At 37.4% G+C, this 23,600-nt stretch carries 23 protein-coding genes; 10 read left to right on the top strand and 13 right to left on the bottom strand.

Annotated features, from left to right (window positions below; translation table 11 throughout):
• Positions 1-384: 384 nt before the first annotated feature.
• Positions 385-555, bottom strand: a complete 171-nt coding sequence (locus ACP6PM_RS09745) for a hypothetical protein (protein ID WP_426584079.1) — start codon at positions 553-555, stop codon at positions 385-387.
• A gap of 28 nt (positions 556-583) precedes the next feature.
• The gene (locus tag ACP6PM_RS09740; protein ID WP_426584077.1) at positions 584-919 is read right to left on the bottom strand and encodes a Uma2 family endonuclease; all 336 of its coding nucleotides are present in this window, start codon (positions 917-919) and stop codon (positions 584-586) included.
• Between the two features lie 199 nt (positions 920-1,118).
• Between ACP6PM_RS09740 and ACP6PM_RS09735 the strand changes: the two genes are divergently transcribed.
• A complete protein-coding gene (locus tag ACP6PM_RS09735) occupies positions 1,119-2,504 on the top strand; it encodes a serine/threonine protein kinase (RefSeq protein ID WP_426584075.1) in 1,386 nt (461 codons plus the stop codon).
• A 114-nt stretch (positions 2,505-2,618) separates the two neighbouring features.
• Positions 2,619-3,467, top strand: a complete 849-nt coding sequence (locus ACP6PM_RS09730) for an alpha/beta fold hydrolase (RefSeq protein ID WP_426584073.1) — start codon at positions 2,619-2,621, stop codon at positions 3,465-3,467.
• Between the two features lie 990 nt (positions 3,468-4,457).
• On the opposite strand, the gene ACP6PM_RS09725 is transcribed toward ACP6PM_RS09730, so the two are convergent.
• Positions 4,458-5,471 carry a patatin-like phospholipase family protein gene (locus ACP6PM_RS09725; RefSeq protein WP_426584071.1) on the bottom strand — a complete coding sequence of 338 codons (1,014 nt, stop codon included), beginning with the start codon at positions 5,469-5,471 and terminating at the stop codon, positions 4,458-4,460.
• Between the two features lie 132 nt (positions 5,472-5,603).
• Between ACP6PM_RS09725 and ACP6PM_RS09720 the strand changes: the two genes are divergently transcribed.
• From ACP6PM_RS09720 to ACP6PM_RS09705, 4 genes are all read left to right on the top strand, one after another.
• On the top strand, positions 5,604-6,398 hold the full coding sequence (locus ACP6PM_RS09720; protein ID WP_426584070.1) for an SDR family NAD(P)-dependent oxidoreductase: 795 nt from the start codon (positions 5,604-5,606) through the stop codon (positions 6,396-6,398).
• Positions 6,399-6,822: 424 nt separating this feature from the next.
• On the top strand, positions 6,823-7,266 hold the full coding sequence (psbQ, locus tag ACP6PM_RS09715) for a photosystem II protein PsbQ (protein WP_426584068.1): 444 nt from the start codon (positions 6,823-6,825) through the stop codon (positions 7,264-7,266).
• Between the two features lie 739 nt (positions 7,267-8,005).
• Entirely contained in the window at positions 8,006-9,175 is a 1,170-nt protein-coding gene (locus tag ACP6PM_RS09710) for an NAD(P)/FAD-dependent oxidoreductase (protein WP_426584066.1), read from the top strand.
• A gap of 420 nt (positions 9,176-9,595) precedes the next feature.
• The gene (locus ACP6PM_RS09705; protein WP_426584064.1) at positions 9,596-10,162 is read left to right on the top strand and encodes a Uma2 family endonuclease; all 567 of its coding nucleotides are present in this window, start codon (positions 9,596-9,598) and stop codon (positions 10,160-10,162) included.
• 115 nt (positions 10,163-10,277) lie between these two features.
• Here ACP6PM_RS09705 and ACP6PM_RS09700 read toward each other — a convergent pair whose 3' ends face one another.
• Together ACP6PM_RS09700 and ACP6PM_RS09695 are read right to left on the bottom strand one after the other, a co-directional pair.
• On the bottom strand, positions 10,278-11,237 hold the full coding sequence (locus ACP6PM_RS09700; RefSeq protein WP_426584062.1) for a 3'(2'),5'-bisphosphate nucleotidase: 960 nt from the start codon (positions 11,235-11,237) through the stop codon (positions 10,278-10,280).
• Positions 11,238-11,568: 331 nt separating this feature from the next.
• A complete protein-coding gene (locus tag ACP6PM_RS09695; protein WP_426584060.1) occupies positions 11,569-11,850 on the bottom strand; it encodes a hypothetical protein in 282 nt (93 codons plus the stop codon).
• Between the two features lie 6 nt (positions 11,851-11,856).
• Between ACP6PM_RS09695 and ACP6PM_RS09690 the strand changes: the two genes are divergently transcribed.
• From ACP6PM_RS09690 to ACP6PM_RS09675, 4 genes are all read left to right on the top strand, one after another.
• A complete protein-coding gene (locus tag ACP6PM_RS09690) occupies positions 11,857-13,440 on the top strand; it encodes an nSTAND1 domain-containing NTPase (protein WP_426584058.1) in 1,584 nt (527 codons plus the stop codon).
• 46 nt (positions 13,441-13,486) lie between these two features.
• Entirely contained in the window at positions 13,487-13,627 is a 141-nt protein-coding gene (locus ACP6PM_RS09685; RefSeq protein ID WP_426584056.1) for a hypothetical protein, read from the top strand.
• Positions 13,628-13,679: 52 nt separating this feature from the next.
• Positions 13,680-14,762, top strand: coding sequence for an RNA-guided endonuclease InsQ/TnpB family protein (locus tag ACP6PM_RS09680; RefSeq protein ID WP_426584054.1), 1,083 nt, complete (start codon positions 13,680-13,682; stop codon positions 14,760-14,762).
• 98 nt (positions 14,763-14,860) lie between these two features.
• Positions 14,861-15,046 (top strand): hypothetical protein, encoded by a 186-nt coding sequence (locus tag ACP6PM_RS09675; protein ID WP_426584052.1) that lies wholly within the window; start codon positions 14,861-14,863, stop codon positions 15,044-15,046.
• A 399-nt stretch (positions 15,047-15,445) separates the two neighbouring features.
• Here the strand turns inward: ACP6PM_RS09675 and ACP6PM_RS09670 are convergent, their stop codons facing one another.
• From ACP6PM_RS09670 to ACP6PM_RS09635, 8 genes are all read right to left on the bottom strand, one after another.
• Positions 15,446-16,234 carry a Uma2 family endonuclease gene (locus tag ACP6PM_RS09670; protein ID WP_426584050.1) on the bottom strand — a complete coding sequence of 263 codons (789 nt, stop codon included), beginning with the start codon at positions 16,232-16,234 and terminating at the stop codon, positions 15,446-15,448.
• 161 nt (positions 16,235-16,395) lie between these two features.
• Positions 16,396-17,736, bottom strand: coding sequence for a 16S rRNA (cytosine(967)-C(5))-methyltransferase (locus ACP6PM_RS09665; protein WP_426584048.1), 1,341 nt, complete (start codon positions 17,734-17,736; stop codon positions 16,396-16,398).
• A gap of 152 nt (positions 17,737-17,888) precedes the next feature.
• Positions 17,889-18,083: a hypothetical protein gene (locus ACP6PM_RS09660; RefSeq protein ID WP_426584046.1), complete on the bottom strand. Its 195-nt coding sequence runs from the start codon at positions 18,081-18,083 to the stop codon at positions 17,889-17,891.
• A 97-nt stretch (positions 18,084-18,180) separates the two neighbouring features.
• Positions 18,181-18,339, bottom strand: coding sequence for a hypothetical protein (locus tag ACP6PM_RS09655; protein WP_426584044.1), 159 nt, complete (start codon positions 18,337-18,339; stop codon positions 18,181-18,183).
• Between the two features lie 553 nt (positions 18,340-18,892).
• Positions 18,893-19,117: a hypothetical protein gene (locus ACP6PM_RS09650; protein WP_426584043.1), complete on the bottom strand. Its 225-nt coding sequence runs from the start codon at positions 19,115-19,117 to the stop codon at positions 18,893-18,895.
• 21 nt (positions 19,118-19,138) lie between these two features.
• Positions 19,139-19,264 (bottom strand): hypothetical protein, encoded by a 126-nt coding sequence (locus ACP6PM_RS09645; protein ID WP_426584041.1) that lies wholly within the window; start codon positions 19,262-19,264, stop codon positions 19,139-19,141.
• A gap of 34 nt (positions 19,265-19,298) precedes the next feature.
• Positions 19,299-19,472, bottom strand: a complete 174-nt coding sequence (locus ACP6PM_RS09640) for a hypothetical protein (protein ID WP_426584039.1) — start codon at positions 19,470-19,472, stop codon at positions 19,299-19,301.
• A 380-nt stretch (positions 19,473-19,852) separates the two neighbouring features.
• Positions 19,853-23,488 (bottom strand): DUF3574 domain-containing protein, encoded by a 3,636-nt coding sequence (locus tag ACP6PM_RS09635; protein WP_426584037.1) that lies wholly within the window; start codon positions 23,486-23,488, stop codon positions 19,853-19,855.
• Positions 23,489-23,600: the final 112 nt, after the last annotated feature.

Below are 23,600 nucleotides of genomic sequence, written 5' to 3'. Positions count from 1 at the left end.
GCACCTACACAAACAATAGACATCTCCTGAAAAGAGGGAGTAGGGATTAGGGATTAGGGATTAGGGGGAAATAATTGACGGTTTCTGCTGAATAATTGATTTAATTTTTTATTTTTGGAGATGTCTAATACAAATGGACATGATATCAATCAGGTACACTACTGGCAGGGAAGATGTCCGCACTACAGAGGTTTGAATGTTAATATTTGTACTTCACATACTTGAAATCTGCTGTAGGTGTATTTCATACTAGAGAAGTTCAGTATTTAGTAGGTTAGGTTGAGGAACTAAACCTAAGACATTAGGTTCATAAGGAATGAGAATTAAATAAAGTACAGAACTTTTTTTCATAACTCATACGGTATGGAACTTAGGCAATTTAACTTATGTAGATAATAAAATTCTCATTCCTAAATCAAAATTAACTTTGTCATACAAATCAGCTAAAATAATTTCAAAATCAATAAATTTTAGAGATAATTTACTATCCTCTCCTTTATGTTCAGATAATAACCATTGTCCGGATTCTGTTTTAGTAAATTGTTCAACCTGCATAGTATATTGGTCGATTAAAATATATTCTTTAAAAGTTGGAAATTAAAGGATTAGTTAGAGTATCTCGCTTTCCTTCCTGAAATTGTAATTGACCCTCAATTATCATTACATCAGGATAGGTATAGATTTTTTCTATAGGAATCCAAAGTCGTTGATCTGTGATAAAAACATCATAGGATTGACGTTTTAAAGCAAGATTAAGAGCAGCACTGAGGTTAAGTGCAATTTTGTTATGATTAGGAGTACCACCTGTCAGAGAAATAATTTCACCATTAATATATTCATGTCTTTCTTCTGAGTCAATTTCTAAGGAAAGGTATTCTTCTGGAGAATAAGATTTTTCAGTTTTAATTTCTGCAACCATTAGATATTATTCCATTATATTTTTTTGATTTATTTTAGCACAAATATTCTTATATTCTACCCCTGCTGATAAATATACAATTAATTTTGTGTCAAGGTTGAATATAGTTATAAATTTTCATTTATCCGTAAACAAATTGATTAAATTTGTAGAAATAACTGTCAGTTTATAATTAGGAAAACCAGGGTTTAATAGAAAAATGGCAAACATGACTTTACACCAACCTAATGATATTATTGCTCAACGTTATCGAATTGTCACACCATTAGGAAAAGGTGGAATGGGAATTACTTATGAAGCAGAAGACTTGACAAATTATCAGCGAGTTGCACTTAAAGTTGTTTCTTTACAACAAGCAAAAGACTGGAAAATCTTAGAACTTTTTGAGAGGGAAGCTAAAGTTATTGCTAATTTGCATCATCCTCAAATTCCTAAATATTTGAATTATTTTTATATTGATACAGAAAAAGATAGACGGTTTTATTTAATTCGTGAATTAGTGTCGGGAAATTCTTTAGCAACTTGGGTGGAACAAGGTTGGCATCCCACAGAATTACAGGTTAAACAAGTGGCAATTCAAGTCTTAGAAATTCTCAGTTATTTACATCAATTAAATCCACCAATAATTCATCGGGATATTAAACCAGAAAATATTATTTTACAACCTGATGGAAAAGTTTTTTTGGTTGATTTTGGAGCAGTTAAAGATATTTATAGAAATACGATTTCTTTGAGTAGAACTTTTGTGGGAACTATTGGATATATGCCTCCCGAACAGTTAAAAGGAAAAGCTAATTGTACTTCAGATTTATATAGTTTAGGCGGAACTTTATTGTATTTATTGACTCATCGTTTCCCAGATGAACTACCTCAAAAAAGAATGAAGATTGATGTTCGTTCTTGTGTAAAAATTTCACCTAAATTTGCTAATTGGTTAGAAGTAATATTAGAACCGATGTGGGAAGATAGATTTAAGTCGGCAAGAGAAGCTTTGAATCTACTTAGTAATAAGTCAAAAATTGTTTATGATGATTATTATGGAGTACAATCTTCTCATACAAAACCTGTTGGAAGTCGAGTAACGTTGGAAAAAACACCTACTAGCTTAATTATTAATATTCCCTCTGTACCTTCTCAAGACAATATCCTTCCCTTATTTGTTTATATCATAATCGTTCTATTTATTATCTTTATATCAAGGTCTTTGATTGTAAGTTTTTTTCTTGTAATTTTATATTTCTTCACGGATGATTTTTTGTCTTTATTTAGCAAAATTCAAATCCAAATAGATAAAAATGAGTTTTTTATTCACTGGAAATTTTTGGTATATAGTCATAAAAATCGAGGAAAAACAGCAGATATATACAAAATTGAACTTGATTATGGAGATATTTATTATGAGCTAGATGATAAAGAATATAGAATAATCAAAAGCTGCTCTTTGTTTGTAGATGCAGAAAAAGGTGTAAAAAACTATAAGTTTGGTGGCTTTCTCGAATCAGAAGAAAATGAATGGTTATTTGGTGAAATTAGAGATTTTCTGGAAGAATTAAAAACTCAGGAAAGTCTCAAAAAAACAGAATAAAAATTATTGAATTAGGGAAAAGTAAACAGGAAATTTATATTCCCCGCCCCCTGTTATCCATAAAATGATATAATCACCAAAATTCGTATATTAGTCAAAAAATTCAGAAAACAAGTGTCAATTGAGAAAAAAAATATAACAGTCAATTCCCTAGAATGGTTTTATCGAGAAGCTCAACCAGATAACGAAACAGATAAATTACCAGTTTTACTATTACATGGCTTACCTTCTCAAAGCCATAGTTGGACTGTAATTATGCCTGAATTAGCTCAAGCAGGTTATCGGGCGATCGCTCCTGACTGGATAGGTTGTGGTTTGTCTCCTAAACTAGATAAAAGAGATTTTCCCTACACACCAGAAGCTTTTATTAACGCTTTAGCAGAATTAATTAATAGTCTAGAAATTGAACGTTTTTATCTAGTTGTGCAAGGATTTTTAGGTTCGATAGGTTTACAATATGCGTTACGAAATCCAGAAAAAATTGAACGTTTAACTATTTTAAATACTCCTATTTCTACTGCTGCAAAATTACCTTGGCAAATGCAACAATTAGGGATACCTTTTGTTGGAGATATGCTGACTCAAGACCCTCTATTTGTAGATAGAACTTTAGAAAAAGGAAGTCGTTTAACAGTTTCCGATGAAGATTTAGATGTGTATCGTAGCCCTTATTTAAAAAGTTCTGCTGCTGGTAGAGCCATATTAGCAATTGTGCAAAATTTAGACTTAAAAAAATCAATGGCAGAAATTGAATCTGGCTTTAAAGGATGGCAGCAACCAACATTAATTATTTGGGGAATAAAAGATCCTTGGTTAGATATTAGTCAAGCTGAAAATTTAGCTAATATTTGTCAGAATGGAAAGTTAGTTAAATTACCAGAAGCAGCACATTATCCCCAGGAACATTGGTCAGGAAATATTATAGATGAACTCCTATTATTTTTGAGGCGAACAGAAGTTTAGAAAGAATTTATTTCAATTTCAATACTTCTTGGAATTATTAATACTCTAAAGGCGGGTTTTAAACATAAAATTATTCCCGTCTAACTTATACCATTGCTCAAAAACTTTTCTATATTTTGTTGAGTAGGGGAGTGGGGGAGTAGGGGAGTGCTTACAAGGGTATGTTTTTTAGAATTATGCCATTGGGTGTGGGAAGGGTGGGGAGAAATTTTCCGCCATTTAATTGTATAAAAAAGAACGCTATTTTGTATATTTTATACTGAATAAAAGTGATTACTCGCCTCTTTGTTCAAAACATACCCTTGTCAGATAGGGGAGTAAGGGAGAAGTAAACATAAGAAGATAACACGCTCCTGGAATGATAATTATTAAAAAAGGTAATTCCACCTGTATTAATTACTTAATAATTGAAGTTTCACCTAAGTGTAGAATTTTTTCATAAGACTTTACTTTAGTCAGCCTAAAAAACAAGAAACTTCATAAATTTAGGTATAGTTATCCTTGTTTGTGAGCTTCCCTTTGTCATCTTCGATTTAATTGGAGATAACTTTACCTATAAACTTTATAATTCAGTTGATTTGTTTTTGTGTAAGCATTCAGGTATAGGGGTTCCATTATCATTTATTTTGTGCATATTCAGTCGTTCAAAACCAGTCTCTAAATAAGCCTAAACGGTTTCTGGAAAGGGATAAATACATATACATGATAATTTGTCAACCAAAGCACCTAAATAGTTACGTTTTTGTTAAACATATATTAATATCAAGCTACAAATTTAACTTATGAATTTTGACTTTTAACTTTATATCAAGTCTCATTAATTAGTAATAATTAAAATGTTTTTCTCTTTTAATAGAGTATCTTTTCAAGGGGAATTTTGGGTAAACAAATTTCCCCCTATTCCCTACTCCCTACTCCCTACTCCCTACTCCCTACTCCCGAAAGTTTTTATTTTGGGTATTCAAACAGACATAATATTAGCTACAAAAGCTACCAGTTAGCCAACAATTTTTCTAACTTTTCTTGTACCTCTACCTTATTAATATAGGCATCTGTCTCATTCAAAAGTGCCCACAAATTTTTTGGCCGAGCATCATCCATTTTCAGCAATGGTTCCTTGAGAGGTAGTTGTAGGCGAATATAGCGTGGTTGAGTGTCATTTTCTGTCCCACCGATGATTTGTTCAGCAACATATCGATGTACATCAGGGGGAGCATCCATAAATACGTCTGCAATACGCAACCCCCACTGAATAAGTCCCCATCCTCGGACTTGCTCCCAGGGTATTGGAGATGCCGGATCTCCAGTACCAATAGATATTACTTTAATTTGCTCAATAATATCTCCTACAGATTTATTAGAAGACTGGCGTAATAACTTGATAGCCTCTGCCACAGCACAAGAAACAGGATTATTAGCACAAACCCCTCCATCAATCAAGGAGTATTCCTGCCCATCTTGTTCGATCCGGTGGGCTGGGAAATAAGTAGGGGCTGAGGCAGAACAAAGACAAATTTCCCACAGTGGGACTTTAGCATACCAGTGATCGTGAAGCCAGCTCTTAAATATAATGGGACTACGGCTAATAGTATCGTAGCTAGGAATAAGAATTTTTAGCGAATCCATTAATTGATCGGGATGGGGTGTAATGTCAGGAAATTTTTTCTCTCCATATTGTTCCCGAAGTACTGCCATCAAGCCTTTGTCTGAAAACTTGGGAGCAGAAAGACCATATTGGAAAATTAATGGTAGCCTTTTGAGTGAGAAAAGAGATTGATAGGGAAATATTTGTAAACCTTTTTCTAGATATAGATTTAGCAATTCTTCAGGGCTTTTCCCTAGTCCAATTCCTACAGCTAATATCGATCCTGTTGAAGTACCAGCTATTAAATCAAAGTGGTTTTTTAAAGGACTACCAAGTTGCTGCTCAATCTCCTGGAGAATCAGAGTAGGCATAACACCTCTAATACCACCACCATCTAAGCATAAAATGCGAAAACTCATAATACTTTCTCCAGTATTAGTTTTGCAATACTAAAAATAATTAGAGGTAAACTAAATAGTAATTTTACATTACTTTTTACTAAAGTTGGCTGATGAAGTATAATTAATTTACAAAATATGATTTTAAGCTAAATGAAAACTGCATTAATTACAGGTGCTTCTTCTGGAATTGGTGAAACTTTTGCTAAAGAATTAGCAGCAAGAAAAAACAATCTAGTATTAGTTGCTCGTTCCGAAGATAAACTACAAAAATTAGCAAATCAGTTGCAAAGTCAATATCAAATTCAGACTGATGTAATAGTTCAAGATTTAACAGCACCAGCAGCAACAAAGTATGTATTTGAAGTAGTTTTACAAAAAGAATTAACTATAGATTTATTAGTTAATAATGCTGGTTTTGGTGACTATGGAAATTTTGCCGAGAGAACTCTAGAAAAGCAAGTAAATATGATTCAATTAAATATTACTGCTTTAGTAGAATTAACACATTTATTTTTACCCGGAATGCAACAACGCAAGTCCGGTGGAATTATTAATGTTGCTTCAATTGGTGGATTTCAACCTTTACCTTATATGTCTGTTTATGGTGCAACTAAAGCATTTGTTTTAAGTTTTAGTGAGGCTTTGTGGGCAGAAAATCAAGATTCAGGAGTGAAGATACTTGCCCTTTGTCCTGGACCAACAGAATCAGATTTTTTCCAAAGAGCAGAATTTCCAAGGTCTGGTGGAGAAACTTCAAAGCCAAAATTGACCTCTGCAGAAGAAGTAGTACAAAATGCTCTTCAAGCATTAGAAAAAAATCAATCTAATGTTGTTACAGGAGGTCTGTTAAATCAAGTAATTGTGAATACTTCTCGTTTCTTCCCAAGAGAGACTTTAGCTAGTCTAGTAGAAAAACAGTTTAAAAGTTTTGAGCAAAATAAGTGAGTAAATATACTTAAAACTTTAGAGAAAAATTAAGTAATAGGACATAGGAATTTTTAAAGAAACATTAGGGTCTGAGATTGCTTCCTATCCTCCCAATGACATGAACCTATCCCACTATTCTTGAAATCCTCATATTTAGGTAATATAAAAATCGTGAAATCCACAAAAATCATCTCAGTGGAATAGACTCATTAACTATTTAGGTTTTGCCTAAGTCTTGAGTAATAGAACTTACGCTTTCCCAACCAAAAAACCGGGTTTATTTCCCAATTATTGTCTTTCAAGCCACCAATTTTGCTTGATAAACCCGGTTTCTGCGTAAGTCTTGAGTAAGTAAATATACTTCCTATTGCCAAAATGGTCATTTCCATCTTAAATCTAAGAATAGAATACTAAAATTAGCTTTGGCAAATAAAAGGGGATTATGTTAAACAAACGGTCGATAGTAGCATGGGTAATGGCACTATTAGTAGCATTTTTGGCAAGTTGTGGTTCTCCGACACCACCGCCAACCTACTCAGATGCTCAATTACAGAAAATAGAACTCTCTGCTTCTGGAATACAAGCTTTGCGCGATCGCATGGATGAACTAGAAAGCCTAATTCAACAAGGTGAATGGGTAAACGTGCGTACATTTATCCACGGACCTTTGGGAGATTTACGGAGTAAGACTACTTATCTGACCCAAAGTCTATTATTACCAAAAGACAAAACACCCGTGCTGGATGCAGCAAAAGAAATATTTGAAGACTTAGAAGATATTGATGTAGCAGCAGCAGAAGGGGATAAAAAGCAAGCTCTGAGTGAGTACAAAGAAGCAGTAGCTGATTTTGACACTTTCTTAGCTTTAGTGCCAAAAAATAGTTAAAGACCTTTCAGTAGTTATAGCTTTCAGCATATGAGATTAGAGTAGAGATGTTCTATTGAATATCTCTACATCTATATTAGACATCTCCAGAAAATAAAATTGCCCTTTATTTAGGATGATATATAGTTGTAAAAATTCCTCACAAAATTCTTTTTAGTACCTTTTTCCTAAAAATATATTACCTGTTCCCAGTTAAGTGTTCCCTGTTCCCTACTAGATGCAAAAAGTCTATATCTTTTTCGGAGATGTCTATTTTAGAGATTTTAATTAGTGCTGTGGTTAGGCATCTTGCCTGCACCCATCTTACCCATATTGCTCATCTTGGCTGCCACCCATCTTGTCTGCACTGTATTAGCGCGTCTAGGTTGAGAATTTGGGTAAGTTTGCTGTAAATTAAGACCTCTCCCCCAAACCCTCTCCTACTCCGAGAGAGGGGTTTTTTCTCCCTTTTCCCTCCTCCCCCCCTTTCAAAGAAGCTATGCTTTATAAACATCTTTCTTAACATAAAACTTAGACATTAGAAAAAGGTTATGTTTATTACCATTCAATGGATATGATAGGAGAGTAAATGTATTTAATTAGAGGCTAAACTCCCCCCATCTCCCTATCATCAAAGCATTTTAGGAGTTCCTTATCAGGGATAGCTTTCACGCGGGGGGCAAGGGGGATAGTTGTGGGGTAGGGGATTAGGTTTTTACGCCTAGACGTTCTAGTAAATTGATATTTTAAATTATTAAAAATGACTCATATAGTAATTATTGGATGTGGAATAGTTGGAGCGGCGATCGCTTATCAACTCAGCAAAATAGAAGGTTTAAAAATTACAGTATTAGATAAACAAATGCCAGCTCAAGCATCTACGGGTGCTGCTCTGGGTGTTTTGATGGGAATCATTAGTCAAAAAGCTAAAGGCAGACCTTGGAAAATGAGGCGCATGAGTGTGCAAACTTATCACAGTTTAATTCCTGAGTTAGAGGCAAAAATCAATCGCTCTATTTCTCATAACCGTCAAGGTATCTTACAGTTGTCTTTGCCTGGGGATGATCTGGATAAGTGGCAAAGATTAATAGATATTCGGGAAGCAGACGGTTTACCATTAGAAATGTGGGATGTGGAACGACTGGACGATCGCTGCCCCCAACTCCAAACATCCGAAGTAACAGCAGCTATTTATTCTCCCCAAGATTTACAAGTTAACCCTGTGGAGTTAACTTTAGCTTTCGTTGAAGCTGCTCAACAAAATGGTGTCAAGTTTCATTTTGGAGTCACAGTTGCCGAATATAAGACTATTTCTCTACCAAAAAATGAATATCGTTGTCGCCAAGTTCATATAAAGAGCTTGGATGAGACAAAAAAAGCTCCTGCGTTACCAGATGTAGACTGGTTGGTTGTTGCTGCCGGGTTGGGTTCATTGCCATGTTTGCAAGGAATAAAAGGGGGTAAACTACACTCCCTGCAACTGAAGCGCAAATCTAATCTTGATAATAGATTTACCATAGTACCTGTATTAGGTCAAGCATTACACCTGCAAGTGCCAGCGCCTTTAGGAAACCGAGATTTTCAGCCAGTGATCACTGGGAATGACGTGCATATTGTACCAGTAGCAGAAAATGAATATTGGGTTGGATCGACAGTTGAATTTCCCAGCGATATTGGTGAAGTGGTAGCTGACTCCAGTTTATTAGATATGGTGATGGCAAGAGCAATTAGTTTTTGTCCAGGTTTAGCAGATGCAACTATTCTTAGGAAATGGTCTGGTTTGCGACCTCGCCCAGAAGGTCAAGCTGCTCCTGCTGTTGGTTATTTAGAAGGGTTTAAAAATGTGTTGTTGGCAACTGGTCATTATCGGAATGGAGTATTGTTAGCTCCAGCGACAGCAGAAGCAGTTGAGAAAATGATTGTCAAATGAATTGAGAATTGAGAAGTTAAATTCTTGCTGTTACCATGTTCATCTATTCTTATTTTCCTTCCTTTTATGTAATTATTATAATTACTATATTTTCTTTCATAATAGGTTTTTACTTAATTTAGAGTGGTTTTCCTGCACAGTAGTAGTGCGTCTAGCTTGAAAAGGTGGGTCAAGAGCGAGTCAATGAAGACCTCTCCCCCAATCCCTCTCCTGCAAGGAGAGGGGAGAAAACTCCCCCTTCCCTCGTAGGGAAGGGGGTTGGGGGGTTAGGTTTTTTTACCCACAATTTTAGTCTAGACGCGCTAGTAGGGAGGTTGCATGCAACCTCCCTACTTTAAATGAAAAACACTGTAAGACATTGGTTCGTCAAAATCAGCTCGTTAATGATAGAATTATCATAATATCTCTATCTCTAAAACTATGATTGTCAACCCAAATACAAATGACATTTCTCCTGAAGAATATTTAGCAGGAGAGGAAGTCAGTTCCGTCAAACACGAATATATTAACGGACAAGTATACGCAATAGCAGGTGCTAGTGATGCTCATGTCACTATTTCCCTCAACCTAGCTTCAGCATTAAGAAGTTATCTGCGAGACAGTGGTTGTCGCGTCTATATGTCGGACATGAAAGCTCATATAGAAACTACCAATACATTCTACTATCCTGATGTTATGGTAACTTGTGATGCTAGAGATAAAGCCTTAGTAAATCATAAAAAATATCCTTGTTTAATTGTGGAAGTTTTATCCGAAAGCACAGAAGCATTTGACCGGGGTGATAAATTTGCCAACTATCAGGAATTACCAACCCTGCAAGAATATGTTTTAATTAACCAAAAACGCCAACGTTTGGAATGCTTCCGTCGAAATACTGAGGGACTTTGGGTATTGCACACCTATACTCAAGGCAGTGAAATTCACCTAGCAAGCATCAACTTTCGCACTAGCATTGATAATTTATATGAAGATGTCACTTTCGCATAAACATAGTTGTAGTAGACCGACACATCTAAAAAGGTGCGTTACGACGGATTGTTAAATGCCACCCGCAATCTAAATTTTAGCCGTCTAACGCACCCTACTAGATTTCTAGAGATGTCTATTCTTTTAAAGCAGATAAAACCTGGTCATGAATTATCCCATTACTAACAACCACACCCCTGTTATCAACCATTTTTGAGCCATCTGCAAAATTTAACGGTTTGCCATGAATATCAGAAACGCGCCCCCCTGCTTCCTCCACGACGATCGCTCCGGCAGCATGATCCCAAATATTTTCCCGATAATTAGGGGACTTCGGTGATGGCAAACGTAAATATAAAGCAGCTTTTCCAGATGCCACAATACCATATTTCGCCTGTGAGTCTACCCTAACTGATGGTTCAGTAATACCTGCTGCCTTTGCTACAGCATTCTGGCGGTCTTGGTCGCCGTGAGAACTTTCCACACTCTCAACGAACCGGAGATTAGCAGTATCATCTGCCTGCACAACCTTTATAGGAGTTAGTTCGCCCCCTACTATTGGCATCATTGCTGCCCCTTCACCCCGCACGGCTACATATAGCATTCCTGGCTGATTATTTTCCACTGGCATCGCCGGACAAGCTAACACCCCGACCTTAACTTCTCCTGCTTCCACCAATGCTAGTGCCACTGCATATTGGTCTTGACGTAAGAACCCTTTTGTGCCATCAATAGGGTCTAACGTCCAATAACGAGGCCCAACTTTACCGTTACCTTGGTTAATCCACTGTACCACCTGTTCTGGGGTAGCATCTGCGATTTGTTCTTTGACATAATTTGTCACTTTTGTCAAATTTTCTGCCATTTCCGGGGTCTGTAACTCAGTTGCATCTTCTTCTCCCACCACTGGATCATCCGGAAACACCTCAGCTAAAGCTTTGCAAATTAACGCCTGAGCGCCATAGTCAGCAATAGTTACAGGGCTTTTATCTCCCTTTTCCATTGCGGGGGGAATATTGCCACGCACTTGTTCGCAGAGTTTAGCTGCTGCTAGGGCAGATTCTATTGCTATTTGTTTTTCGCGTTCGTAAGCCATGAATAGTTTTAAATTAGGTACTATTCATAGCATATATTAGATTTGTCAAGTTAAGAAATAGATGAAATTTTCCGGTGCTGTTTGAGTAAGGTCGCGATCGCCATAATGCTACTTACACCTGTAACTGGAACTCCAAACAAAGGAATTATACCAATTTAAAAAAAGAATGTTACGAATAGTAAGGGGAATAAAAAGACAAATGCAGGATATGCCCTTTGATTAAAAGGATAATTTCCGGCCTAAACAATGGTATTTAAGTCATTCATTCTGACTCCTGACTCCTGACTCCTGACTCCTCAGAAATATCCTAGCTATTTGTAGAAAACATTTATCAAACTGGTATTAGGACAATGGGATAAGTGGCAATGTTTTCCATAAGTGGAATTTGGAGTAATGTAAAAATTAGACCTGTTCCAACAGCTAAAACAAAATCCAAAAGACTAAAGATATGAAAAGCAATGTACTTGTTGTTGTGTTCTGGCAGTAGCAAAATCAGAGGAACTAAAAATCCCACAACTAAATCTCCATATCCTGCATTAAGAACAAATTGTTCGGGCAATAAACCCTGACTCCCATAATGTAAAAAAGCAAATCCAGCTAAAATACGCCACAAGTGAAAATGGGAAGGCGTTTGTCTGGTAGTGAAAGTTGGCAGATTAAAATATTTCAGCCTGGCGAACATCCCCTCAATTCTTTGGCACTCGCTTTTTTAGCTTCTGAGTTATCTGATATTGAACGCGCTACCCAATTAGCTCAAGCTGAGGAATTGATAAAAAAGGGTTCTGAAGGTTTGAGACAAATAATTTCTGTGGCGGATACACCGAAACTGGTGCTGGTAGTAGATCAGTTTGAAGAAGCTTTTACCTTATGTCAGGATACCTCAGAACGTCAGCAGTTTTTTGCCTGCTTGTTTGATGCTTTACCGAAAACGGATAAACTCTGTTTAGTCTTGACAATGCGGGCAGATTTTTTTAGTAAATGTATTGAACAGGAATATAGCGGACTGGCACAACTTATGCAGCAACATGGTGTTGTTGTGATGGGAATGTCATCAGAGGAGTTAAGAAAAGCAATTGTCGAACCAGCAAAACAGGTAGAATTGGAAATTGAGCCAGCACTTGTGGAACAAATTCTGGCAGATGTAGCGGATGCTCCTGGATATCTGCCATTGTTACAATATACACTGACACGGTTGTGGGAGGAAAGAACTGATAATTGTTTGCAGCTCAACACTTATGTTCAATTGGGTGGTGTGATGGGAACATTGCGTCAACGTGCTGATGAGGTGTATGAGGGATTTTCTGAAGAGGAAAAAGCAGCAGTACGACATATTTTTCTGGAGTTAACGCAGTTGGGAGAAGGTACAGAGGATACCCGCAGAAAAGTATTGCAGCCGAATTTAGTTAATGAGCGTTATGGAGAAAAACTGATTGAGACTGTAGTTCAGAAGTTGGCTGATGAAAAGTTGGTTGTTACGACTGAAATAGTAGCAAAAGCAGGAGGAGCAGAGAGAGTAGCAGTGGTGGATGTGGCACATGAAGCTTTGATTCGTCACTGGAGTCTATTGCGGAGTTGGGTGAGTGAAAACCGCGATGCCATTAGAATTAAGCGTAAGATTGAGATGGCGGCTGAAGAGTGGGAAAGTAAAGGGAAATTGAAGGATTATTTGCTTGTGGGGTTAAAGTTGACGGAAGCAGAGAATTTTTTGGGGAATTATGAGAAGTTAGGTTTGCTGTCTTTGTTGGGGAAGGAATTTATTGAGCGCAGCATTCAGCAACGCAACAGAAATAAATGGTTCAGCGTTGGGGTATTTGCTGCTTTTATTGGTGTGGTGGCGGCAGGTTTAGGTTTCTCAATTTATTTTGGCTTAGAATCTCGTAAATTGGCACTTAACTCAGAACTGCAAAGAGAAGCTACCAGTATCAAGGATCGACTCTCGGTAAGAACTACTGCAGAAGAATTGAACCGAGCTATCGCAGTAGTAGCCAAGAGTCAAAAACATCACAAAGACTTAGAAACAAGGGTAATCAGAGAAGTTAATTCTAGCTTGTTGGCAGTTTTAAATAAGATTGGAGAAATTAATAAATTAGAAGATGATACAAGTTCTATCATTGAGATTGATGCAAGCAATTTTGCGCCCTTGTTGCAGGCAGAGATTGATGCAAGCAATTTTGCGCTCTTGTTGCAGGCAGAGAGAGACTGAAGCAACCATTCTGTTGTCCCTCTTTGCCCAGTATAAAGGGCAAAGTTTGTTAATAGACGGATGTCATTACCTACAATTTATTAAGCTTAAAAATAAAGATGCAGCAGAAGCTTGTCTTAAGTATGCAGGTTGGGATGATAAAGCCAAAGCAAAATTTCGGGAGCGCATTGACTTAATCAAAGAATAACGATACAATACCTTAAAAAGCATACTATTAGACAGGTTGCACTTACGCATACATGAAATCCATCAGAACCAAGCTCAAACTGAATAACAAACAGAAAACCCTGATGGCTCAACACGCAGGTTATAGGAGATGGTGTTATAATTGGGCTTTAAGTTTATGGAATCAGGCATATAAAGATGGTTATAAACCAAATATTCGTAAGCTGAGAGAAACTTTTACCAATCACACAAAACCACTTTATCCCTGGATGAAAAACTTGTCATCTAAAGTCTATCAATATGCTTTTATCAACTTGGGTGAAGCATTTGAGAACTTCTTTCAAGGATTAAGTAAATATCCAAGATTTAAGAAAAAAGGTAGGTCTGATTCTTTCACAATTGATAATTCTGGAAGACCCATAGAATTAAATGGATGGAATCACAAATTACCTTTTATTGGTATTGTCAAAACTTATGAACCTATTGAGGCAACAACCAAAACAATCACTATTAGTAGACAAGCAGGTGATTGGTATTTAAGTTTTAGCTACGAATTTACTCCAACTCCAACACCTAAAAAGACCGAAGTTGTAGGTGTAGATTTAGGAGTAAAAACTTTAGCAACCTTAAGCACTGGAGAAGTATTTGAAGGAGCTAAATCTTACAAGAAATTTGAAGGCAAGCTATCTAGACTACAATATCTGAACCGCAATAAAAAAATTGGTTCAGCTAATTGGAGAAAAGCACAACTAAAGATAGCGACATTACATAGACGGGTAGCTAACATCCGTAAAGACACACTTCATAAATTGACAACTTACTTAGCCAAAAACCACGGCACTATTGTCATAGAAGATTTGAATGTTCGCGGAATGTTAGCCAACCATAAGCTAGCGAAATTAATCGCAGACCAAGGATTTTATGAATTTCGGAGACAGCTAGAATATAAGTGCCAATGGTACGGTTCAGAGCTAGTAGTAGTAGATAGATTTTTTCCATCGTCAAAGACTTGTTCTAACTGTGGTCATGTCCAAGATATGCCCTTAAATCAAAGGACTTATGATTGCCCAGAGTGTGGCTTGTCAATAGATCGAGATTTAAACGCCAGTATTAATTTGAGAAATGCGGTCGGCTCGATCGCGAATGCCTGTGGATGAGTAACCGCCGACGGACTCAGTAGAAGCAGGAAGTAAACATCAGATTGTCACTTTATGTGGCGTTTGTATCAGTTTTATAGAGCAGTTGGGACAACACTTTGCATTTGTGGCTCGGTTTAGATGGGCAAAATTTGTTAAAAGAGGGGTGTAATCAGCTACAATTTCATCCTGACCTCGTTAAGCCTGAAAATAAAGATGCAGGAGAAGCTTGTCTCAAGTATGCAGGTTGGGACGATAAAGCCAAAGCGGAATTTCGGGATAGACAACGTTTGTCTAGAGAATAAAGACCCGTTATCAATTATTGTAGGGGCGAACAGAGTCTAGTAGTGCCGTGTCAAGACTAAAATTGTGGGTTAGGAGTGAGCAACCTTGGAGACCTCTCCCCCAACCCCTCTCCTGCAAGGAGAGGGGAGAGTTCCCCCCCCTTCCCTTGCAGGGAAGGGGGTTGGGGGGTTAGGTTTTTTAACCCACATTTTCAAGCTTGACACGCTAGTAGGGTGTGTTTCGCTGCGCGACATGAAAAGCGTTTGCGCAGCATTCCGCAGGAAAGCGTAACGCACCATCTTTTAGAAACACTTAACCCACCCCGCAGATTACTTGATAATTATTATGTGATTTTTGAATTAATAGTGGTGCGTTAGGCGCTAGCCGTAACGCACCCTACTGGACTAACGGATTTGATATTAGACAGAATCAGGATCGACCCCTAACTCTTTTAATTTAGCAGCCAGACGTTCAGCCCGTTGCTGTTGTTGTTCAGCTCGTTGCTGTTGTTGTTCAGCCCGTTGACGTTCTTGTTCAGCCCGTTGACGTTCCTGTTCAGCTACTTCTCCTGGTAATAATACCAAATTTCCTTCGGGGTCATAAAATCGTAACCATACTGCCGACTCTTGCAGAATAGTTCCTTCCCAAGTACCCATCCATAACTCTAACTCCTCGCACCACAACCATCCCCGATCGTTCCGCTGTAGCTCCTGATATTTCTTATTTTCCAGATGCCATCCCTTTAATGACTTCCGATCAAATGGATTAAAAATAAAATAATTTGGAGTACGGAATGTTCGCTCGTAAATATCCTTTTTTTTGCCAATGTCTACACTAGCAGTTGAAGGAGATGTGAGTTCAATTATCATATCTGGATAACGACCTTCTTCTTCCCAAACTACCCATCCTTGACGATCTGTCTTGCCATCAACATCCAAAACCACAAAGAAATCAGGGCCTTTGTAATCGCGATTTCTCGCTTGAGTGCTACTGTAATAAATAAACATATTGCCACCAGCAAAAAAGTCGGTGCGGTCTGACCAATGTTGATACAAGGAATCAATCAGAAGATTCATGGCAATACGGTGACGTTTGCTTTCCAAGAGTTCTCCATCATCAAAGATTAAGTCTGTAGGTGGCATGGGTGGTTCCCAGTCCGGAGTTACTTCGGTTGGTAACTCGGTTTTGGGAGATGTTTCTGTAGTCATTTTTAGCCCCCTCCAATTGTGTTTTCATTATTTAGAATAGCATCGATTAAATAATATCAGTCCAGTAGGGTGTGTTAGCGAAGCGTAACGCACCATTTTATAGGGAAACTTAACCCACCCCACAGATTACTTGATAATTAATTCCTTATGTGATTTTTTAATTAACTTCCTTCTTCCTTCTTCCTTTTTAATTTCACCATAAAAAATCCATCCATTTGTTCTCTATGAGGCCAAACTTTTATCCATCCTTCTGTACAAGGTGAAACAATAAAATCAACAGTTGGCGGTTCAATTTCCCACTCAGAATTATTGCCTAAAAATTCCTCAATAACTCGCTCATTTTCTAAAGGATAAATTGTGCAAGTCGCATATACTAAAACTCCTCCAGGTTTCACCCATTTAGCTGCAGTTTCTAACAACTCACTCTGAAGTTTTGCTAGTTCTTGAATATTCTCTAAGGTTTGTCTCCACCGCGCATCTGCTCGACGGTGTAAAGTACCTAAACCAGAACAAGGAACATCTAATAAAACTCGGTCTGCCTGGTTAATAAATTTTGGTAAATTTCGACTATCACCTGTAGAAATAGAAATAGATTTTAACTGCAATCTCTCGGCATTTTGCTCTAATTTTTTCAGCCGAGAAGCAGCTTTATCAATAGCAAAAATTTTACCATTATCTCCCATTAATTCTGCTATATGAGTCGTCTTACCTCCAGGCGCAGCACAGGCATCAATTATTATTTCTCCTGGTTGAGGATTTAATAAATAACTAACTAACTGAGCGCTACTATCTTGAACTGACCACCAACCTTCGTTATAACCTGGTAATTTTTGAATTTGCCCTATTGCTCCAGTTAATCTTAAAGCTTGGGGAAATTGGGAAATTCTGTTAACAGAAATACCTGTATTTTTAATTGCTGTTTCTACTTCTTCAAGAGAAGTTTTGAGGGGATTAATTCTTAAATCAATGCTTGGGGATTGATTGAACCACGAACATAATTTTTCGGCTTCCGTTAAACCTAATTTTTCTATCCAATATTCAATTATCCAGTCAGGAAAACTATAGGATATTCCTAATTTTTGTACTGGATTTTCTGGCAGATTTATAGTCAAGTCGCGCCGAATATATTCTCGGAGTAAACCATTAACAAAACCTGCTAATTTAGCAAATTTATTTTGTTTGGCTAACTCAACTGTTGTATCAACTGCTGCTGATTCTGGAATTTGTTCTAAATAAGATAATTGATATAAACCAATATGGAGAATTATGCGTAAATCTGGGTTTTGTTGGTGAGACTTCTTTTTTGCTAATTCGTCGATAATAGCATCAAGCGATCGCTGTCTTCTGACACACCCATAAACTAATTCTGTAACTAATCGTCGGTTAGCATCAATTAAGTCATTTTTTCTCAGATATTTATCTAAAGCAAAATCGGCAAAAGCTTGTTTTCGATGTATTTCTTGGAGAATTATAAAAGCTAATTGACGGGGGTTATTATTCACTGGAATTAACTTGAACAAATTTTTGAGGATGGATCAAACCTGCTCTATAAAACTGATATAACCTGAAAAGTTAGTGCATAATTCTGTGAAAACCCCAGAATTATGCACTCAAGGCGAATTATAGTTTCCCATTTACCAATATTTGACAATGATTATTTCCCCAACTCGCTCCACAACGAAACTGGATGAGGGATAACATTTGATTCTGCTTGAGCATTTACTGGTGATGAGTCAGCTAGATAAACACGGGTTGCAGTGTAACTTACCATGAACATCGAAAAGGCTACGAGAAAACTAGCGACAACTCGGTCTAAAGCGGATTTATTCTCAGAGTGCTGAAATTGCATAATTCTAAGTATCCTCAATTACTTACACCTCTATTATCTCAGATATTTCTGTATAAGTAGATACTGTTAATAAAAATTAGATACTCTTAATCAATATTTATTTTTCCCAGGATTGATTAATTTGTAGAGGTAATTGAAGTTGGTCAGTTAGGGATATTGGTAAATCTGCTTGATGGGAAACGATTCCGTGACCTACTCCTGTTATTAGTCCTAAGATTGCTGGAAATATTAGGGAAGCCAAGCTAAAGCTGTTCATTTGGTGGCCAATAAAATTACCTAAATAGTATCTCAATTTACTTCAGTTGAATTCTGTAACAAAATTTACTTTTAACTTAACTTTTCTTAAATAATCCGGCAGAAATGCAAATTTTTGTATTCTAAAGATACAGAAAAAGGAGTCAGTAGACAGGAGTCAGGAGTCAAAATGAATAAATTTGAGACTATTTTTTATGTTGTAATTGTCTTTTTTGTCAAATAAACATTTACCGTAAATTTAATAGTTGTTATTATTCCTAACATTCTTTTTTTAAATTGGTATTACTGGGAAAATTGTCAGTATATTCCCCTCTTGAGAGGATGTCTTGACATATAGCATTTTCAATTAATTTATTCTTTTTTTACCGAAAAATTTTGGTTTAAAGCCTCCCCTTGGATAGGGGATAATAAGCGGTCGTTTGCGGAGCAGTCCGTTAGGATGGGATGGCGAGGTCTCCTCGCCATATCCAATCGACCAAGAGAATAAAAATTTTCATGATTAGTCAATCCTATCCGTTTTCAAGGAGAGGTAATTATTAATTATTAATTATTCATTATTCATTATTGAAAACCTTTTGGTTGGGCAAATTACTATTAATTCCCAGGGATAAAATTCCCAAAATTTTCTCTAAGTTATTAATAAAGTATTCAGTTAGATCGATGTGAACTTCTGCATTTTCTAATTGTAAGAATTTCCAAATATTTCCAGTTGTGACGACGCCGTAAATGGTGGAAATTTGATTGCCTTGTTGCTGATTAAATATTTGTCCTGCAATCATTTCTGCGAGACATTTCCCTAGTCAGGCGTTTAAGTTTTCTTTTTTAGCTTCGACAATGGCAAAAACTGGATATTTAATAAATAGTTGTTCTGGGTCTAGACTGATGAGAAAGTCACAAGTACCATTTAATTCTCTGGCAGTATCCACGTTAAATTCTGTTCCTGAAAACAGGCTAATTTGATTATTCAGGATTTTTCGGAATTCTATTAAAATCGGGGCAATAATCATTTCTGTTTGCGGAGCATTCCGTCAGGAAACGGGCTTTTTCTGTATTAATTGCTAAGGCTAATGGTAAGTTATTTTGTAATGTTTGTTTTAAAAAATCACTTGGTTGAACTTCTGGAATATTGGCCAAAAAATCGATTTTTTCATTGATGGTTAAAGAAAATTATTGTTGGATTTTGGGTAATGTGAAATCGCTGTAAGGCACTTAATTTTTTCTCCTTGAATGTGTAGTTATATCATCTCTGGTTGAATAGTTATAATTAAAGCTTGTAGTAGGGCTTTAGCAACTTCTATAATTTGGGGCTAAAACCCTACTACAAACAAAAACTTTAAACAAAAACTTTTTTATCGCTGATTATCCAGACATGGTAAAAATGGGTCAATAGAATTCGGGTAATTAGTTACCAAACAAGAAACCGGGTTTATTGCCCTGATTACTGTTTTTCACCAAGTTTCGTAAGTAAATAAACAAGGTGCGAGATGCGTTGCAACGCAACCTACAGATAGATTTTATGCTCTAATTAAGAAATCATCCACTGTTGGAAAAACTTCATCAGAAATAGTCGCAAATAAACCACCATTTCCGAAACCATCTTCGCTACCATTAGCATTATAATACAACCCGTTATCAATCGAATTATAAACAATTATAGCTTCACTCTCAGCAACAAGACCATCAACTGAAGCAAATTCATCACCCAGACTAGCACCCGCTTCAGTTGTAATGGCAGTAAATGTTGTCAAGTCTAGTAGAATCATATCCTGACCGGGTACAAAATCGGTAATTTCATCCACACCTAATTCTACTTCGCTGAATGCTTGATTAGCAGCAAAGATAAATTTATCTCGACTAGCACCACCAGTCAAAATATCATCACCTTCACCACCATTGAGGCGATCGCGACCTTGACCACCACTGAGATTATCATTTCCACTACCACCTAATAATGCGTCAAAACCTATCCAACCAATCAAACTATCATCACCACTACCACCCTTGAGAGTATCGTTTTCATAACCACCCTTGAGAGTGTCATCACCAGCACCGCCACTAATACTGTCGTCACCTCGGTTGCCAAGCAGTTCATCATTGCCAGCAAAACCTGCAATAGTATCGTTGCCACCAAGACCACTGATAAGGTTATCACCACTATCACCTTCGAGGTTATCTGCTCCCGAAGTTGTTGCATCTAAAGAAGTTTCAATATCCTCATCAATTACCTGTGCGACACCTGCACCGTTGAATTCCTCCTGATAAGTAGTTAGCACGTCTTGAATTGCGGTTTCGTTAGCTTCGGTATCTTCTAACAGTAAGGTGACAACTTTAGAGAGTTCTGCATCATCTCCTACTTGTCCTTGAGCATCGAACTGAGTCAAACCTGGAAAACGGGATATAATCTCATCAGTTACAAAAGATTGAAATTCCTCGTCTGAAACCTCTCCTCCCTCAAAGTTGCGACCAAAATATAAGTCTGCTTGAATTACTTCCGGTGTCGGATCGTTTTCAATTATATCCTCTACTACTTCAAAAGCTATCGCTACATCTTCATTAACAGTTTGTGCTACCCCACTACCAGAAAACTCTTGTTGGTAAATTCCCAATACTTCTTGAATTGCGGTTTCGTTAGCTTCGGTATCTTCTAACAGTAAGGTAACAACTTTAGAGCGTTCGCTCAAAATGTTGTCATCCGAGTCACGCACTCGTCCTTGAGCATCGAACTGAGTCAAACCTATAAAACGAGATGCAATTTCATCAGTGACAAAAGATTGAAATTCCTCATCGGAAACCTCCCCTCCGTCAAAGTTGCGACCAAAATACAAATCTGCTTGAATCAGTTCTGGAGTCGGATCATTTTCAATTATATCCTCTGCCACCCCAAAACTCACCTGGAAGTCATCTTTATTCACGACTTCTAGAACACCCGCTCCGCCAAACTGTGCTGCATATTCACTCACAACTTGATTGACAGCAGCTTCGTTTTCTGCGGTATCTTCGAGCAGTAAAGTCACCACCTTAGAAGGTTCTGTGAGGATGGTATCACCATCTCGTACTTGTCCTTGAGCATCGAACAGAGTTAAACCGGCAAAACTAGGTGCAATGACATTATTTAAAAAGGTTTCAAACTCTGCTTCAGAAACTTCACCACCATCAGGGATGTTCAGTCCGAAGTACAAATCTTGTTGAATAAAAGGCGCAGTTGGTTCCAAAGTTGTTGCATCTAAAGAAGTTTCAATATCCTCATCAATTACCTGTGCGACACCTGCACCGTTGAATTCCTCCTGATAAGTAGTTAGCACGTCTTGAATTGCGGTTTCGTTAGCTTCGGTATCTTCTAACAGTAAGGTGACAACTTTAGAGAGTTCTGCATCATCTCCTACTTGTCCTTGAGCATCGAACTGAGTCAAACCTGGAAAACGGGATATAATCTCATCAGTTACAAAAGATTGAAATTCCTCGTCTGAAACCTCTCCTCCCTCAAAGTTGCGACCAAAATATAAGTCTGCTTGAATTACTTCCGGTGTCGGATCGTTTTCAATTATATCCTCTACTACTTCAAAAGCTATCGCTACATCTTCATTAACAGTTTGTGCTACCCCACTACCAGAAAACTCTTGTTGGTAAATTCCCAATACTTCTTGAATTGCGGTTTCGTTAGCTTCGGTATCTTCTAACAGTAAGGTAACAACTTTAGAGCGTTCGCTCAAAATGTTGTCATCCGAGTCACGCACTCGTCCTTGAGCATCGAACTGAGTCAAACCTATAAAACGAGATGCAATTTCATCAGTGACAAAAGATTGAAATTCCTCATCGGAAACCTCCCCTCCGTCAAAGTTGCGACCAAAATACAAATCTGCTTGAATCAGTTCTGGAGTCGGATCATTTTCAATTATATCCTCTGCCACCCCAAAACTCACCTGGAAGTCATCTTTATTCACGACTTCTAGAACACCCGCTCCGCCAAACTGTGCTGCATATTCACTCACAACTTGATTGACAGCAGCTTCGTTTTCTGCGGTATCTTCGAGCAGTAAAGTCACCACCTTAGAAGGTTCTGTGAGGATGGTATCACCATCTCGTACTTGTCCTTGAGCATCGAACAGAGTTAAACCGGCAAAACTAGGTGCAATGACATTATTTAAAAAGGTTTCAAACTCTGCTTCAGAAACTTCACCACCATCAGGTCTGCTCAGTCCGAAGTACAAATCTTGTTGAATAAAAGGCGCAGTTGGAGGGACAGGAATTTCCAATAAATCTTCACTAACATCCTCAGCTAATTCTAAAGCTGATTCCCTGATAACATCCTGTTGAGATTCAATTTCACCTGATTCAAAAGATTCTATCAGGAGGTCGCTAGTTAAAACACCAACTAGAGAATCATCTTCGGCAAAAAAGGGAATAGAATAGGTTGTTAGAAATATATCCTCACCTGCACCAGTTACATCAAAGTAGGGAGAACTCCAAACAGCTTCTCCTGCTTCAACTGGTTCTGCATACCAAACAGTTGTAGTATAATCAGTTCCTGGAGGAACATCAGTTCGTTCTAATCCTTCCTCACCTCGGAAAACAAAAGGGGCAGCACTCTGAACCTCTGGGTTAAAGGCAAAAGCACCACCAAAAACAGTAGAACTACCTTCATCATTCAGATAGGTTTCTAAATCCTCGAAAATACCCTCAATATCCTGGTCATCCAAGACTCCATCATTATTTGCATCTGGATTAAATGTTTCTGCAAAACTATTAAGAGCTTCACTAATAGGAGTTTGTTGTCCTCCCAAATCATCAATACTTGCCAATAGCAAGTCGTTAGTAACGATCGCCACAAATTCGTTATTTTCATATAGGGGAATAGAATAAGTGGTTAGAGCTATATCCTCACCTGCACCACGAATATCGAAATATGGCTCGCTCCATAAAGCTTCCTCCATTTCCACAGGTACTTGATACCAAATTGCTTCAGTATAGTCAAAATTGTCAGCAATATCAACTCTCTCTAATCCTGTTTCGCCTCGGAAAACAAAGGGTGAAGAATTTTCCAAATCAGGATTATAGGCTAAAGCAGTTCCGAAAACTGTAGAGTTTTCCTCATCGTTAAGGTAGTCTTCTAGAAATTCGTAAACATCATTGATTGGGGGTATGGTGGCCATTTTTGTCCAGTTATCCTTAATTATCGATTTAGATGGCTAAACCAGCTTTATCTATAAGCTGATAATTGATTTTGAAACTATACAGTGAGATTGATTTGATGACAAGGTATCC

Origin of the sequence: Dapis brunnea BLCC-M229 (assembly GCF_050015995.1) — a bacterium.
GTDB lineage: Bacteria > Cyanobacteriota > Cyanobacteriia > Cyanobacteriales > Microcoleaceae > Trichodesmium.
This window is presented reverse-complemented; position numbering and strand designations above follow the sequence as displayed.